The organism is Flavobacterium panici, from assembly GCF_024499525.1.
GTDB lineage: Bacteria > Bacteroidota > Bacteroidia > Flavobacteriales > Flavobacteriaceae > Flavobacterium > Flavobacterium panici.
Genome location: NZ_CP100437.1, coordinates 3017769 through 3032519, shown reverse-complemented (window position 1 = coordinate 3032519; position 14751 = coordinate 3017769). Strand labels below are relative to the sequence as shown.

Annotated in this window: 15 protein-coding genes; 7 read left to right on the top strand and 8 right to left on the bottom strand. The window is 32.6% G+C overall.

Going from position 1 to position 14751, the window contains the following annotated elements:
• Window position 1: 1 nt before the first annotated feature.
• From NLJ00_RS12945 to NLJ00_RS12930, 4 genes are all read right to left on the bottom strand, one after another.
• Entirely contained in the window at window positions 2-778 is a 777-nt protein-coding gene (locus tag NLJ00_RS12945) for a hypothetical protein (RefSeq protein WP_180861388.1), read from the bottom strand.
• A 143-nt stretch (window positions 779-921) separates the two neighbouring features.
• A complete protein-coding gene (locus NLJ00_RS12940) occupies window positions 922-1353 on the bottom strand; it encodes a hypothetical protein (RefSeq protein WP_053473729.1) in 432 nt (143 codons plus the stop codon).
• Between the two features lie 208 nt (window positions 1354-1561).
• Window positions 1562-1966, bottom strand: a complete 405-nt coding sequence (locus NLJ00_RS12935) for a hypothetical protein (RefSeq protein WP_256634044.1) — start codon at window positions 1964-1966, stop codon at window positions 1562-1564.
• Between the two features lie 12 nt (window positions 1967-1978).
• A complete protein-coding gene (locus NLJ00_RS12930) occupies window positions 1979-3157 on the bottom strand; it encodes a glycoside hydrolase family 88 protein (RefSeq protein WP_256634043.1) in 1179 nt (392 codons plus the stop codon).
• A 538-nt stretch (window positions 3158-3695) separates the two neighbouring features.
• Here NLJ00_RS12930 and NLJ00_RS12925 point away from each other — a divergent pair.
• On the top strand, window positions 3696-4079 hold the full coding sequence (locus NLJ00_RS12925) for a ribosomal maturation YjgA family protein (protein ID WP_256634042.1): 384 nt from the start codon (window positions 3696-3698) through the stop codon (window positions 4077-4079).
• Here NLJ00_RS12925 and NLJ00_RS12920 read toward each other — a convergent pair.
• Window positions 4060-5838, bottom strand: coding sequence for an ABC transporter ATP-binding protein (locus tag NLJ00_RS12920; protein WP_256634041.1), 1779 nt, complete (start codon window positions 5836-5838; stop codon window positions 4060-4062). The two genes, NLJ00_RS12925 and NLJ00_RS12920, sit on opposite strands and share 20 nt — an antisense overlap.
• Window positions 5839-5920: 82 nt before the next feature.
• Here NLJ00_RS12920 and NLJ00_RS12915 point away from each other — a divergent pair, with 82 nt between their 5' ends.
• From NLJ00_RS12915 to NLJ00_RS12905, 3 genes are all read left to right on the top strand, one after another.
• Window positions 5921-6499, top strand: a complete 579-nt coding sequence (locus NLJ00_RS12915) for a non-canonical purine NTP diphosphatase (protein WP_256634040.1) — start codon at window positions 5921-5923, stop codon at window positions 6497-6499.
• A 193-nt stretch (window positions 6500-6692) separates the two neighbouring features.
• Entirely contained in the window at window positions 6693-8612 is a 1920-nt protein-coding gene (locus NLJ00_RS12910) for a DEAD/DEAH box helicase (RefSeq protein ID WP_256634039.1), read from the top strand.
• A 436-nt stretch (window positions 8613-9048) separates the two neighbouring features.
• The gene (locus NLJ00_RS12905) at window positions 9049-9822 is read left to right on the top strand and encodes a carboxypeptidase-like regulatory domain-containing protein (protein ID WP_256634038.1); all 774 of its coding nucleotides are present in this window, start codon (window positions 9049-9051) and stop codon (window positions 9820-9822) included.
• 309 nt (window positions 9823-10131) lie between these two features.
• Here the strand turns inward: NLJ00_RS12905 and NLJ00_RS12900 are convergent, their stop codons facing one another.
• The 3 genes from NLJ00_RS12900 to NLJ00_RS12890 all read right to left on the bottom strand — a co-directional run bounded on the left by NLJ00_RS12900 (window position 10132) and on the right by NLJ00_RS12890 (window position 12222).
• On the bottom strand, window positions 10132-11592 hold the full coding sequence (locus NLJ00_RS12900; protein WP_256634037.1) for an aminoacyl-histidine dipeptidase: 1461 nt from the start codon (window positions 11590-11592) through the stop codon (window positions 10132-10134).
• Window positions 11593-11719: 127 nt separating this feature from the next.
• Window positions 11720-12013, bottom strand: coding sequence for a type II toxin-antitoxin system RelE/ParE family toxin (locus NLJ00_RS12895; RefSeq protein WP_256634036.1), 294 nt, complete (start codon window positions 12011-12013; stop codon window positions 11720-11722).
• Entirely contained in the window at window positions 12010-12222 is a 213-nt protein-coding gene (locus NLJ00_RS12890; RefSeq protein ID WP_180861403.1) for a hypothetical protein, read from the bottom strand. The genes NLJ00_RS12895 and NLJ00_RS12890 overlap by 4 nt, the downstream gene beginning before the upstream one ends.
• Before the next feature lie 83 nt (window positions 12223-12305).
• On the opposite strand from NLJ00_RS12890, the gene NLJ00_RS12885 reads away from it, so the two are divergent.
• The 3 genes from NLJ00_RS12885 (at window position 12306) to NLJ00_RS12875 (ending at window position 14650) form a co-directional block, all read left to right on the top strand.
• A complete protein-coding gene (locus NLJ00_RS12885; RefSeq protein ID WP_256634035.1) occupies window positions 12306-13367 on the top strand; it encodes a DUF3810 domain-containing protein in 1062 nt (353 codons plus the stop codon).
• 147 nt (window positions 13368-13514) lie between these two features.
• Window positions 13515-14009: an RNA polymerase sigma factor gene (locus tag NLJ00_RS12880; protein ID WP_007810116.1), complete on the top strand. Its 495-nt coding sequence runs from the start codon at window positions 13515-13517 to the stop codon at window positions 14007-14009.
• A gap of 8 nt (window positions 14010-14017) precedes the next feature.
• A complete protein-coding gene (locus tag NLJ00_RS12875; protein WP_053473741.1) occupies window positions 14018-14650 on the top strand; it encodes a hypothetical protein in 633 nt (210 codons plus the stop codon).
• Window positions 14651-14751 lie beyond the last annotated feature (101 nt).

Below are 14751 nucleotides of genomic sequence, written 5' to 3'. Positions count from 1 at the left end.
ATTATTTCAGGTCTTTTTCAGTCAAAATAATATCATTTACCAGATTTCCTTTAGCATCCTGATATAGATATTTTATTGTCGTAATGTTATAACGTTGTATAGAACCTAAAATAGTTTTTAAATCACTGCTTCTTAAAATACTTTCTTTCATTAAAACCTTTGCTCCTTCTCCTTTAAGCAATTCAGAATATTTTTTTGGCACTTCAATTTTATAAACCAGTTCATTTTTATCGCTAATTTCAATTTTTATGATTTTTGTTCCGTCTTCATTAACAATTGGCATATTTTGGTTCATTATGGCCAGCATTTGCTGCATTTCTGGATTCATGCCAGAACTTGAAAGTTCTTTTCTGTCTACAGCAGGAGTGTTATTTTTGCTTAAAATTTTATTTAACTCCTTTTCATCCACTTTCAATTCAGCAAGTATGGTACTGTTATTGGCCAAAAAGAACATTTCAAACGTTACTCCTTCTCTAATTAGTTCCATTGAGGCTCTATCACTTTTCAGCATTTCACCAAGTAAAGCCGGGAACATTTGATTGTAAATAGATTTACTGGATTCGTTTTGTTCCAGATTAGTATCAATTCTTATTTCAACTTTATTTTCATTTAAAAAAGCTTTTGCACTTGCGCTGCTGATAATATCATTATGAAAAAGTGCACTCGAATTATTAAACGTATTAACGTATTCCTGAATTTTTTGCTTGGTATTTTTACAGCTTACTAAAAACAAAGCAATAGCGATTGTGCATGAGATTTGGGTAATTTTTTTGATCATAGTTTTATAGGTTTTATTAGGTAGACTTTTAGACAAACATAATTTAATGTTAGAATTAATCCAACAAAAATTATTATTCTTAACGAAAAGAAAATAGCCTCTCTGATTTACAAAGAGGCTATTTTCAATACTTTAATTTTAACTTAAAGTTTGGCTGTTTCCTTATTTCCTTCTGCAGTTCCTTCTAAAACCGCTAATTCTTCTTTATCAACTGTTCTTTTAGCTAAAATAATATTATTATAGGCCAAAAAGTAAACATCAAATTTTACACCTTCGCCTATTAACTCTGTAGAGATTTGATCATTTTTAATCATTTCTTTTAGCAAATCCGGAAATGAATCGGCTGCAGCCTGCTTATTGGCTTCATCACCTTCTAAGTTGGTTTCAATTCTAATTTCAATTTTATTATCATTTAAAAATGCTTTCGCAGAAGTACTGGTAATCCCGTTACCTTTTATGGAAGATGAGTTGTTGTAGGTACTTACATGTTCCTGAATTTTTTGCTTGGTATTTTTACAACTTACCAGCAATAATGCAATTGCAAAAGCAAATGCGATTTGGGTAATTTTTTTCATAATTTTTTAGGTTTTTGGTTTATTTTTAACTCAAACATAATGAAATTATAACACAAAAACAAAACGAAGTCGCAAAACTTTAAAATGTAACTATTTAACTACAAATAGGTTATCGCGACGAAAGAATGAAAAGAATTAACTTAATAACTAAAAAAAATCCTCTTTAAAATTGTTTAAAGAGGATTTGATAAATGTTATAATCTGAATATTATTTTAGTAATTCAGCCAAAGATTCTTTGTTGATTATTTGTTTTACAAAAACGGTATTATCATCGGCTAAAAAATAAGCATCAAACTGAATACCTTCTTCAACCAGTTCTTTAGGAATTTGATCTTTATTGATCATTTCTTTCAACTGTTTTGGAAACGATGATTCTGCTTTTGTTTTATTCGCTGCGTTTTGCTCTAAATTAGTTTCAAACCGTAATTCGATTTTATCATCATTAATATAACCTCTTGCCGTTGTAAGCGTAACATCTTCAGCCTTAAAATTTGCGGCTGTACTGTTATAAGTCGTTACATATTCCTGAAGTTTTTGTTTTGCGTTTTTACAGCTTAGAAGCATAAAAACCATCATAACTGCACACAAAATCTGGCTTACTTTCCTAATCATAATCTAAAGTTTTTATTTCAATTTTTGAAGTCTTAAAAGTGCTTCAAGATAGTAATAATCTGCGTAATTTATAGAACAGTCAATTTCGCTTCCGGCAGGTTTATGACCTGTTGAGTGCAATAAAAATGCTGAATTAACATCGTGGCTTTGGTAATTATCTGAAAGCGACACAATCATTTTTTTAGATTTTGTCAAATATTCGTTTTTCAGCGTTTTATCTTTTGTATAAGAACTCAATTCTAAAAGTGCAGAAGAAACAATTGCTGCCGCCGATGCATCTCTTGGAGCATTTGGAATGTCCGGTGCATTAAAATCCCAATATGGGACTAAATCTTCTGTTGTTAATTTATCCAGATAAACACGAGCTAGTTTATGTGCAAAATCAAGGAATTTAGGATCTTTTGTTTCTCTGTAAGTCATTGTAAAACCATAAATTGCCCAAGCCTGACCACGTGCCCACATACTGTCATCACTGTATCCCTGAGCCGTTCTTCCTTTTATTTTCTTGCCGGTTTCATAATCATAAATAATAACGTGATAAGAAGTATTATCTGGTCTGAAATGATTTGCCATTGTTGTTTCGGCATGTTTTACTGCGATATCATACAGCTTTTTATTTCCGCCGTTTTTAGAAGCCCAAAACAACAATTCTAAATTCATCATATTATCGATGATGGTATTGTGTCCGCCCATTTTATTATGAGGCCAAGATTGAATTGTTCCTACTTTTGGATTAAAAAGTGTTGCCAGAGTATCGGCTGTCTTTAGAATGATTTCTTTGTATGCTGCGTTTTTAGTCAATCTGTATCCGTTCCCGAAACTATTAAAAATCTGAAAACCTAAATCGTGATCGGCAGCTTTACTAACCGACAAAGGCGTTAAAAAGCGACTAAATTTATCGGCTTCTTTTTCCCATTTCTTATCTTTTGTTGCTTCGTATAAAAACCACAATTCTCCAGGCCAGAATCCGCTTGTCCAGTCTTTGTAATTTACAAATTTCCAGTCTTTGCTCCCATTCGGAACCGTTCTTGGCGAAGTCCCGTCATCCGGAATCACTTTTAAAGTTTTTGAAGCCTGCTCTGCACAATACTCCAATTGTTTTTTAACGTTAAACGAATTGTCTTTTTGAGAATAACCCTGATTTCCAAGAAGAAATAAAGCTGTAATCAGAGCGAAAAATTTTGCATTCATGTGGTTATTTTTAAATAGATAGTTTTTAGAACTGATAAATTTATGAAATAAAGTAAACTTATTTTAGTCTTTGTATTTTTCGTTCCCTAAAAATGTACTTTTTTGTCATTGCGAGGAACGAAGCAATTGCACTAAGCTGGACGTAATGGCACGCAGATGACGCTGGTTTAAACAGATTTATTTTTGCTATATGATTGTCATTGCGAGGAACGAAGCAACCGCATTATCAAAAGCTGAAAACTGGACGTAATGGCACGCAGATGACGCAGATTTAAACAGATTTATTTATAATCTTGTCATTCCGAGGAACGAGGAATCGCACAAGAAACTCCACAACAGCAAGTCTCCAATCTTTGTCGATTCTCTAGTGCGATTCCTCGTTCCTCGGAATGACAAACTTCATGGTTACTGTACTTTTACGCATCGCAAGTCAATCAATAAAAATAAATCTGTTTAAATCTGCGTCATCTGCGTGCCATTAAATCCAGCTTTTTAAGATTTGATCTATATTTGCTCCCAACCAAAACCTGCCTAAACTTTGAAAAAATCCAGAATACAATATTTCATTTTATTTTTCTGCACTATTATTCTCGGAATCCTTTCAAGAAAAATCCACTTTATTCCTTTATGGATTGGCGATGCTCTTTATGCGGTTATGATTTATTTTTTGGTTAGAATATTTCTTCCGGCTAAAAGAGCTTTTATAGTTGCTTTATTTTCTTTTTTACTATGTTACTGCATTGAGTTTTTACAACTTTATCAGGCAGAATGGATTATTGAACTTCGAAAAACACTTTTTGGAAGATATGTTTTAGGACAAGGTTTTCTTTGGTCAGATATTTTAGCTTATACTTTCGGAATCACTGTCGTTTTTATTCTCGAAAAAATAACTCTGAATCGTATTAATCAAAAGTCTGTGTGATTTTTTCGATATTTAAACTGTTTGCCATTGCCATAAATATTTGATAATACGCTCCTTTATTATCGTACAATTCGTCGTGTGTTCCTTTTTCGACGCATCTTCCTTTTTCTAAAACAATAATATTTGAGGCGTCGATAATTTGAGAAATACTATGCGATATTATAATTACAGTTCTGTCTTTTTTAATGGCATCTAAAGACTTTTTAATTTGTTCTGTAGCAATTGCATCAAGACTCGCAGTTGGTTCATCCAGAAAAATTATAGGCGGGTTTTTCAGAAAAAGTCTTGCAATAGCAATTCGCTGCTGCTGTCCGCCGGAAAGCAAATGCGCATCAGAATCGTAGCCTTTTGGCAATTGAATAATTTGTTCGTGAATGTAGGCTTGCTTTGCCGCTTCGATAATTTCAGATTTCGAAGCTTCGGGATTTCCGTATAAAATATTCTCTCCAATTGTGCCTTTAAAAATGTGATTTTTTTGAAGAACCAAACCAATATTTTTACGCAGAAAATCGGTGTCATAATCCACTAAATCAATTCCGTCTAAAAAGATTTGTCCGGATGAAGGCAGATAAAATTTATCCAGTAAATTAATAATCGTGCTTTTTCCGGCTCCGCTTAATCCAACCAAAGCAGTCGTTTCATTCGGTTTAACCGTAAAATTAATATCGTAAAGTGCCTGAGTTCCGTTTGGATAAACAAAATCTACATTTTTTACTTCAATTAATCCGGTAATTTTTTCCGGCATATAAGTTCCACTGGTTTCTATTTCCTGTTCTGATTCTAAAATATCAAAAAATCCTTCGGAATAAATTAAAGCATCATTTACTTCATCATAAATTCGGTGCAATTGTCGAATTGGCGACGAAACATTATTAAATAACATAATGTGAAACATAATTGCACCAATTGTCATTTGATTATTTAAAACAAAATAAGCGGTTAAAATAATGATAATCACGACTCCTATTTGTTCAACGAAACTTTTAATACTTTCAAAAATAAAACTGGTTTTTCTGGTTGCCAGCTGGTTTTCGGTCATTTCATATTGAATTTTTTCATGACGATCAGCTTCAGTCGATTCGCGAACGAAAGATTTAATAACGGTTATGGATTCAATTAAACTAATGATTCCGTTGTTTTTGGTTTCTCGATAATTGCGCATTCTTCGTCTAAAACCACTCAACTTTGTGGCTTGCAATTGGCTGATATAAAAGTAAATCGGGATAATACATAAACTTACCAAACCCACATAAACATTGGCATAAAACATAATAACCAAGGCCACAAAAGCATTAGCAAACAGTGGCAAAATATCTATAAAAAAGTTTTGAACCAATCGTGTTAAACTGCTTATACCGAGATCAATTCTTGTTTGGAGTTTTCCGCTTTCATTTTCATCAGAAGTATAAAACTCCATTCTGTAACTTAGAATTTTTTCTACAATTGTCTGGGAAATATCGCGGGTTATAAAAATTCGGAGTTTTTCTCCGTAGAATTTTTGGCCGAATTGTACAATTGAGTTTACTAATTCTTTAGTAAGCAGCACGATACTTATTATCTCTAATAAATGAAATCCCTTTGATAAAGGTTCGTGCGCCACCATTAAATTATTGATGGCATCAACTGTATATTTTAATATTACAGCATTTACCTGTGCTGCAAACGAGCCTAAAAAGGTAAGCAGTAAAGTGGCAATTACCATTTTTTTGTACGGTTTTACAAATGGCATTATTTTTTTATACAGTACAGATAATTGCATTTATTTTTATTTTTAGGTAACTATCAAATATAAGAATTCTAAATTTGTGTTTAAAATAGTCTTACTTTTAAATATACAAAATATGAAACTGGTTTTCGCTTCCAATAATTTAAATAAAATCAAGGAAATTCAAAGTATTCTAAACGGATCTATTCAATTATTGAGCTTAGAAGATATTGGATGTCATGAAGAAATTCCTGAAACTGCTGATACTATTGAAGGCAATGCGATTTTAAAAGCCAATTATGTAACCGAAAAATATGGTTATGATTGTTTTGCTGATGATACAGGTTTAGAGGTGAAAGCTTTAAACGGTGAACCGGGCGTTTATTCTGCAAGATACGCGGGAGAACAAAAAAATGCCGATGATAATATGAATAAGCTTTTAGAGGCTTTAAAAAACGAAGAAAACCGCAGCGCACAGTTCAAGACCGTTATTGCTTTAAATTTAGAAGGAAAGCAGCATCTTTTTACGGGTTTGGCAAAAGGAAATATTACTTTGACCAAAGCCGGAAATCATGGTTTTGGATATGATCCGGTTTTTCAGCCGGAGAATTATAAGGAGACTTTTGCTGAATTATCTTCAGAAATTAAAAATAAAATCAGTCATCGCGCAAAGGCAACTGAGCAACTTATTGATTTCCTGAACTCAAGAAAATAATTGTTTGAAATACAACATTTTATTGGGCAAAATTGATATTTCACGACGTATTTTTTTTGGTTTCTTTGAAAAATGATTTTACCTCAAACATAACTTTTTGATAATCAAATCATAACAAATCTATAAATCTTAAAATAGCATTAGTTTATCTGAATAATTAACAGTAATTTTGCACCCTATTTTAAAAACACATATGAATAAATTTGAACAATTAGGATTGAATGAATCGTTACTGAAGGCGATTTTAGATCTAGGATTTGAAAATCCGTCAGAGGTACAGGAAAAGGCGATTCCCCTATTATTGGAAAAAGACACAGATATGGTTGCGTTGGCTCAGACAGGGACAGGGAAAACGGCAGCTTTCGGTTTTCCGCTAATTCAAAAAATTGATGCTGACAATAGAAACACACAAGCATTAGTTTTATCGCCAACACGAGAACTTTGTTTACAGATTACCAACGAACTTAAAAACTACTCAAAATACGAAAAAGGTATTAATGTGGTAGCAGTTTACGGCGGGGCTAGTATTACAGAGCAAGCCAGAGAGATTAAAAGAGGCGCACAAATTATTGTGGCTACTCCGGGGAGAATGCAAGACATGATTAACAGAGGTTTAGTAAACATTAAAAATATAGATTACTGTATTCTTGATGAAGCTGATGAGATGTTAAACATGGGATTCTATGAAGACATCGTATCTATTTTATCAGATACTCCAGATCAAAAAAGTACATGGTTGTTCTCTGCAACTATGCCGCAAGAGGTTGCCAGAATTGCAAAACAATTCATGAGCGAACCGGTTGAAATTACTGTTGGTACTAAGAACTCTGGTTCTGCAACAGTTTCTCACGAATTTTACTTAGTAAATGCACGTGACCGTTACGAAGCTTTAAAACGTTTAGCCGATGCAAATCCAGATATTTTTTCTGTAGTTTTCTGTCGTACTAAAAGAGATACACAAGCTGTAGCTGAAAAATTAATTGAAGATGGATATAGCGCTGCTGCGTTGCACGGAGATTTATCTCAGGCTCAACGTGATGGTGTAATGAAATCTTTCCGTGGAAGACAAATTCAGATGCTTGTTGCTACTGACGTTGCTGCACGTGGTATTGACGTTGATAACGTAACACACGTTGTAAACTACCAATTACCTGATGAAATCGAAACGTACAACCACCGTTCTGGTCGTACTGGTAGAGCTGGAAAATTAGGAACTTCAATTGTAATTGTTACAAAAAGTGAGTTGCGTAAAATTTCTTCTATCGAGAGAATCATCAAACAAAAATTCGAAGAAAAAACTATTCCGTCTGGAATCGAAATCTGCGAAATTCAATTATTACACTTAGCTAATAAAATTAAAGATACTGAGGTTGATCACGAAATTGACAACTATTTACCAGCTATTAACAATGTTCTTGAAGGTTTATCTAAAGAAGAATTGATTAAGAAAATGGTTTCGGTAGAATTTAACCGTTTCATTGCTTACTACAAAAAGAATAGAGATATCTCTACTCAATCTTCTGGAGAAAGACGCGAAAGAAACGATTCTGAGCCAAGAGAATTCAATAACAACGGAGCAGTTCGTTATTTTGTAAATATCGGTTCCAGAGATAATTTCGACTGGATGTCTCTTAAAGATTACTTGAAAGAAACATTAGACTTAGGTCGTGATGACGTTTTCAAAGTGGATGTAAAAGAAGGTTTCTCTTTCTTTAATACTGATCCTGAGCATACTGATAAAGTAATGGATATTTTAAACAACGTTCAGTTAGAAGGACGTCGTATTAATGTTGAAATTTCTAAAAATGACGGCGGAGGAAGACGTGACCACAACAACCGTGGCGGCGGACGTAGTTCTGGCGGACCAAGAAGAGAAGGATCTGGAGGTTTCGGCCCAAGACGTGAAGGTTCAGGCGGCGGCGGATTTAGAAGCGACAGAAACTCTGTTCCAAGAGAAGGTGGTTTCAGAAGCGACAGAAATTCATCTGCTCCAAAAAGAGAAGGTGGTTTTAGAAGTTCTGCTCCAAGAAACGAAGGTGGTTCTGACAGAGCTCCAAGACGTTCTGAAAGTTTTGGTGATTCACCAAGACCAAGAAGACCAAGAAGAGATTAATTCTTTTATATCTTAATAAAAAATCCCAAATTCCAGACATAATTGGAATTTGGGATTTTTTTTACATTAATAATATTAACCCGTTGGGCATAATTAATTTTAACACATAGAAACATAGATTTAGCATTCGCAAAAAAGGCGTTTCACTTATCTAAAACAAACATAGAGAGCTATGTGTTAGAAACAAGTTTCTTTTTATATTCTTTTACACACATAAAACCTATGTTTCTATGTGTTAAATGTTTTTACAGGTAAATCTTAATCTCTATAAATGAGTTTTGTAATTCAGAAACAATGTAATTTAATCTTCCTTTTCTCTTTTTATTTAAACACAAAAAAGCAGCACTGGCGACTTTGTTAATTTTCTGATAATTATATTCAAAGACTGCGAAATATTTAATCTCTATTTACTACTTTTAGTGCTTTAAATCAGGATATGAAATATTTCGCAGCTTTCTTTTTTTTACTATTCTCTGCCATAAGTTTTGCACAAGATGTCGAATCTACAACTCCGCAAAGAGTTTCAGGTTACATTATAAACGATGATAGTAAACAGCCTCTTTCAAATGTAAATATCATTAATACCAATAAAGTACGCGGCGCAAAATCTGATGCAAAAGGGTATTTTGAAATTGATGTACAGCCAAATGATACAATTCATTTCTCTCTTTTAGGATTTCAATCTCTTAGAATTAGAGTAACAAATGACTGGATAAAAAATAAAGTAACTCGAATTCAGCTTACTGAAAAAGCAATTGCTCTTGAAGAAGTTGTTATTGCTCCATTTAATTTGACTGGTTATCTTGAAATTGATTCGAAGTTAATACCAACCAAAGAAAATTACCGTTATAGTATTTCGGGCCTTACACAAGGTTATGAGGCGGGTGAATATTCTCCAAATGCTTTTGGAAAAGTATTGGGTTCTATTTTTAATCCGGCCGATATGCTTTATAATTTCTTCGGAAAAAACAGTCGGGAGCTTAAAAAACTCAAGGACATGAAAAAAGACGATACGATTAGAAATCTTTTAGAAACTAAATACGATCGTGAAACTATTGCCGTTTTATTAGGAATCAGCAAAGATGAAATTCCTGAAATCATGCATCGCTGCAACTATTCTGATGCTTTTATTCAGTCTGCAAATGACTTACAGATTTTAGATGCCATAAGCGGCTGCTACGAACAATATAAAGTATTAAAAAGGAATTAAAATTTCCCTTTTACAAAAACATACGAATCCTCAATTTTTAAAATTGGGGATTTTTTTATGCCCTATGATTTTTTAAAAAGCTATATTTACTATAACAAAACAGTAAAACAAATAAAATCAATACATTATGGCAAAAGGTCAAGATGCTAAAAAAACAGCAAAAAAAGAACCGTTAAAAACGGCTAAAGAAAAAAAAGAAGAAAAGAGAGAGAAGAAAAATTCTCCTAAAAGAGATTAATTAGTTTTCAGTCGCAGTCGCAGTTTTCAGTCTCTAAGGAAACTGAAAACTGTGACTAAAAACTGAGAACTTTATTTAACCGGAATATTTGAAAGAATTTCTAATACAAATTTCCAATATTTTTGAGCAGATGAAATACTGGCTCTTTCGTCTGGAGAGTGTGCTCCGTGAATTGTTGGTCCAAAAGAAATCATATCCATATCTGGATAATTTGTTCCTAAAATTCCACATTCTAAACCAGCGTGGCAAGCTACAACTTTAGGCTGTTCTCCATTTTGTTTTTCGTAGATCTCTTTTAAAACTTCTAATATTTCTGAATTTACGTTTGGAGTCCATCCTGGATAAGAACCAGAAAGTTCAACTTCACATCCCACTAATTCAAAAGCTGAACGTAGAGAATTAGCTAAATCAAATTTTGAAGATTCTACTGAAGAACGTGTTAAACATCCAACCAAAATTTCTCCGTCTTTTACAACAACGCGAGCAATATTGTTTGAAGTTTCAACCAAATCAGCCATATCAGCGCTCATTTTGTAAACCCCGTTTTGTGCTGCATAAATCGCTCTGACAATTCCTTCCTGAACACCTAAATCCATTATTTTTTCAGGCAAATCACCTTTTACAATTTCGATAGATAGGTTTGGTTCCGTTGTTTTGTATTCTGCTTTGATGTCAGCAATAATTTCCTGCATATCATAAACATACGCTTCATCAAACATTTGAGAAATAATTACTTTCGCAACACTTTCTCTCGGAATTGCATTTCTAAGACTTCCTCCGTTAATTTCAGAAACCTGTAATCCAAAGTTTTCAAAACCATCAAATAATAAACGGTTCATTATTTTATTGGCATTTCCTAAACCTTTATGAATATCCATTCCAGAATGACCTCCATTTAAGCCTTTTACGGTAATAGTATATCCAACAGAGCTTTCTGGAACTTCTTCTTCATTATAACCTCTTGTAGCCGTTACATCGATCCCGCCAGCGCATCCTATATCAATTTCGTCATCTTCTTCCGTATCCAGATTCAATAAAATCTGCCCTTGAAGAATTCCGCCTTTTAAATTTAAAGCACCAGTCATTCCGGTTTCTTCATCAATTGTAAACAGAGCTTCGATTGCAGGATGAGGAATATCTTTGCTTTCTAAAATTGCCATAATTGTAGCCACTCCTAACCCATTGTCTGCACCAAGCGTTGTACCGCGAGCGCGAACCCAGTCACCATCAACATACATATCAATTCCTTGCGTATCAAAATCAAAAACAGTGTCAGCATTTTTTTGGTGCACCATATCTAAGTGACCCTGCATTACAATGGCTTTGCGGTTTTCCATTCCCGGAGTTGCCGGTTTTCTGATGATTACATTTCTGATTTCGTCTTCAAAAGTTTCTAAACCTAAGCTGTTTCCAAAGTTTTTCATAAACTCGATTACACGCTCTTCTTTCTTTGACGGACGCGGAACGGCGTTTAAATCTGCAAATTTGTTCCAAAGTGCTTTTGGTTCCAGATTTCTTATTTCCTGACTCATTATATTTTGTTTGAAGTTTAACAATTAAGAGCTTCAAAGTTACAAAGTTTAAATGCTTTTTTCGCCACTAATTCCACGAATTAGCACAAATTATAATGGCTCTAAAGTTGAATAGTATGAATACTCTTTAAAGAGGATATTTCGAGGGATTTAATGAAGTATTAAAAACAGACATAACATATACTGTTTTCACATTCTCATCTATAAAATAAAAGATAATAAACGGGAATTTCTTAGTGGGAAGACCTCGATAATCTTTGTATCTGATTTCAAAAAAAGGATTTTCCGATAATGTATCTAAATGTTCATCAATCACTTGATAAAAATATTCACCTAAACCATTTTGCTTAGACTCATAATAATCAATAGCTTCTTGTATATCTACAAGTGCTCTTGGCTCAATAACAATATTAAAAATCATTTCTTTGATTTCAAACGTAATTGTTTTTTGGCTTCGTTCCAAGGAAGAAAATCATCTGCTTTTGAAGTTGATCTTCTTTCATCTAATAAATTTTTCATTTCTTCGGTTACAGAAAATTCATTAATTACGGTTTCATAATTGAATTTTTCTATCAACTGCATAAAGAATGACAATTCATTATCAGGAATATTTAAAGTGATTCGTGTCATTTTCCTTGTTATTGAGTAACAAATTTACAAAAAAGAAAACGAACTAGTATTTTAATTATTATTTTTAACCCAAAAGTAAAACCGTGACACGAAAATATATCCTTCCTCTATTTCTTTTAGTTCAGATTATCTTTTTAAAAATCCTTCCGTTTTATCCTGATTTTGTAGAAGGTCTTTACAGCAATAATTTATACATCAGAATTTCGCATTTCTCACGAATACTTTTGGGCAAAATTTCATTTTCTGTCGGTGATTGTATTTACGCAGTTTTAATTTTATCTATGATAAGCTGGTTTTGGAGAATACGAAAAACATGGAAAACAGACTGGAAAGATCATCTTTTAAAAATCACAGGTAAAATTTCTGTTTTTTACTTTTTCTTTCATCTTCTTTGGGCTTTCAATTATTATCGTAAACCTCTTTTCGAAAAAATGGAAATCAAAAGAGAATATACTGATGCTGATTTATTGGCCTTTACAAAAAGATTGATTGTTAAAACGAATGAAGTTCAGTTTAAAATCACAAAAAATAAAGATGAAAAAATCAATTTTCCCTATTCTCAGGAAGAGGTTTTTAAGATGAATCTTAACGGATATAATAATTTAGCCCTGGAACATCCTTATTTTAAATATGAGACTTTAAGCGTAAAAAAATCGTTGTTTAGTGTACCTTTAACTTATATGGGATTTGGCGGTTATTTGAATCCGTTTACAAATGAGGCGCAGGTGAATGATTTATTACCGATGTATTCTTTTCCGCTTACAGCTTCTCATGAAATGGCACATCAAATAGGTTTTGCAAGTGAAAACGAATGTAATTTTATAGGCGTTTTGGCAACTGTAAAAAATGGCAATTTATATTATCAATATTCAGGATATAGTTTTGCATTGCGTTATTGCCTTGGAATCTGGAAGTTTAAAAACGAGAAAATCTTTGAGATTTTAAAGAAACAAGTAAATCCGGGGATTTTAAAAAACTATCAGGAAAGTCAGGATTTTTGGAAACAATATGATACTTTTATTGATGAAGGTTTTCATTTTATATATGATAGTTTCTTAAAATCAAACAATCAAAAAGATGGAATAGAAAGCTATAGCAAGTTTATCGATTTGATGATTAATTATTATAAAGGAAAAGAATTTTAGTTTTTGCCACAGATTACACAGATTTAAAGGATTTTTATTTTAGATTAAAAATAAAATAGGATTATAAATCCTTTTTAATCCTTTAATCTGTGGCAAAAAAATAAAAATCATTGTAACAAAATAGATTTCAACACTACTAATACTTTTATGAGCGAAAATCTAGAACAGTCATTTGTTGCGCAATTGCAGGCAAATCAGAATATAATCCACAAAATTTGTAGATTGTATACTGCCGGCGAAGATGCTCATAAAGATTTGTTTCAGGAAATCACTATTCAGCTCTGGAAAGCGTATCCGAAATTTAGAGGCGACAGTAAATTTTCGACCTGGACGTATCGTGTCGCTTTAAATACAGCCATTACCTTATACCGCAAAACCAAAAGAACCATATCTACCGTAGATTATGAGAGTCATCAGCATTTTGTAAAAGATGTAGATTACAACTACGAAGAGGAAGAACAGATTAAATTGATGTATAAAGCTGTTTATCAGCTTAACGACATCGAAAAAGCATTAGTTTTTATGTATTTAGAAGACAAAGATTATCAGGAAATAGCCGAAACCTTAGGAATCAGCGAAGTGAATGCGCGCGTGAAAATGAACAGAATTAAAGGGAAACTTAAAAAAATACTAAATCCTTAAAAATTATTATGAAAGAACTGGATTTACTAAAAAAAGACTGGCAGAAGAACTCTGATTCTTTTGAACAAATTTCTGAAAAAGAAATCTATAAAATGATTCACAAAAAGTCATCTTCAATTGTGAAATGGATTTTGATTATCAGTATTTTGGAGATTTCGTTTTGGACTTTTTCAAACTTATTTATCAATACCGATGATGTTTTACGAAAAATAAACCATCCGGAAATTGTGGTTACGCTTGAATACTTAACTTATTTGAATTATTTAGTTGGATTGGTTTTTGTATTTATTTTCTATAAAAACTACACTACAATTTCTACAACTGTTGCCACAAAATCTTTAATGAGTGCCATTTTAAGAACCAGAAAAACGGTTCAGTATTATGTTTGGTATAACTTAGGAATGATTGTAATTACATCCATTTTAAGCTTCTTTATTGCTTTTGTTTACAATCCTGATATGGCTTTTTTAAGAGAAAAACTTGCCATAGATGGAAAAGCAATGTTTGCTACAATTGGAATATTAACCTTAGTAATATTAGGTTTCTTTGGATTGTTCTGGTGTTTTTACAGATTGCTATACGGAACTTTACTACGCAGATTGTATGTGAATTATAAGGAGCTGAAGAAAATTGATTTTTAAGATGCTAAGGTTTTAAGTTGCTATCCCGATAGCTATCGGGACTAAGTTTTTTTTAAAACTTGAAACCTGAAACCTGAAACTTGAAACAAAAAAATCTAAAA

Excerpts from the sequence above, each read along its gene's own strand:
- NLJ00_RS12945 (WP_180861388.1), bottom strand. The coding sequence starts at position 778 with ATGATCAAAAAAATTACCCAAATCTCATGCACAATCGCTATTGCTTTG.
- NLJ00_RS12940 (WP_053473729.1), bottom strand. The coding sequence starts at position 1,353 with ATGAAAAAAATTACCCAAATCGCATTTGCTTTTGCAATTGCATTATTG.
- NLJ00_RS12935 (WP_256634044.1), bottom strand. The coding sequence starts at position 1,966 with ATGATTAGGAAAGTAAGCCAGATTTTGTGTGCAGTTATGATGGTTTTT.
- NLJ00_RS12930 (WP_256634043.1), bottom strand. The coding sequence starts at position 3,157 with ATGAATGCAAAATTTTTCGCTCTGATTACAGCTTTATTTCTTCTTGGA.
- NLJ00_RS12920 (WP_256634041.1), bottom strand. The coding sequence starts at position 5,838 with ATGCAATTATCTGTACTGTATAAAAAAATAATGCCATTTGTAAAACCG.
- NLJ00_RS12915 (WP_256634040.1), top strand. The coding sequence starts at position 5,921 with ATGAAACTGGTTTTCGCTTCCAATAATTTAAATAAAATCAAGGAAATT.
- NLJ00_RS12910 (WP_256634039.1), top strand. The coding sequence starts at position 6,693 with ATGAATAAATTTGAACAATTAGGATTGAATGAATCGTTACTGAAGGCG.
- NLJ00_RS12905 (WP_256634038.1), top strand. The coding sequence starts at position 9,049 with ATGAAATATTTCGCAGCTTTCTTTTTTTTACTATTCTCTGCCATAAGT.
- NLJ00_RS12900 (WP_256634037.1), bottom strand. The coding sequence starts at position 11,592 with ATGAGTCAGGAAATAAGAAATCTGGAACCAAAAGCACTTTGGAACAAA.
- NLJ00_RS12895 (WP_256634036.1), bottom strand. The coding sequence starts at position 12,013 with ATGATTTTTAATATTGTTATTGAGCCAAGAGCACTTGTAGATATACAA.
- NLJ00_RS12890 (WP_180861403.1), bottom strand. The coding sequence starts at position 12,222 with ATGACACGAATCACTTTAAATATTCCTGATAATGAATTGTCATTCTTT.
- NLJ00_RS12880 (WP_007810116.1), top strand. The coding sequence starts at position 13,515 with ATGAGCGAAAATCTAGAACAGTCATTTGTTGCGCAATTGCAGGCAAAT.
- NLJ00_RS12875 (WP_053473741.1), top strand. The coding sequence starts at position 14,018 with ATGAAAGAACTGGATTTACTAAAAAAAGACTGGCAGAAGAACTCTGAT.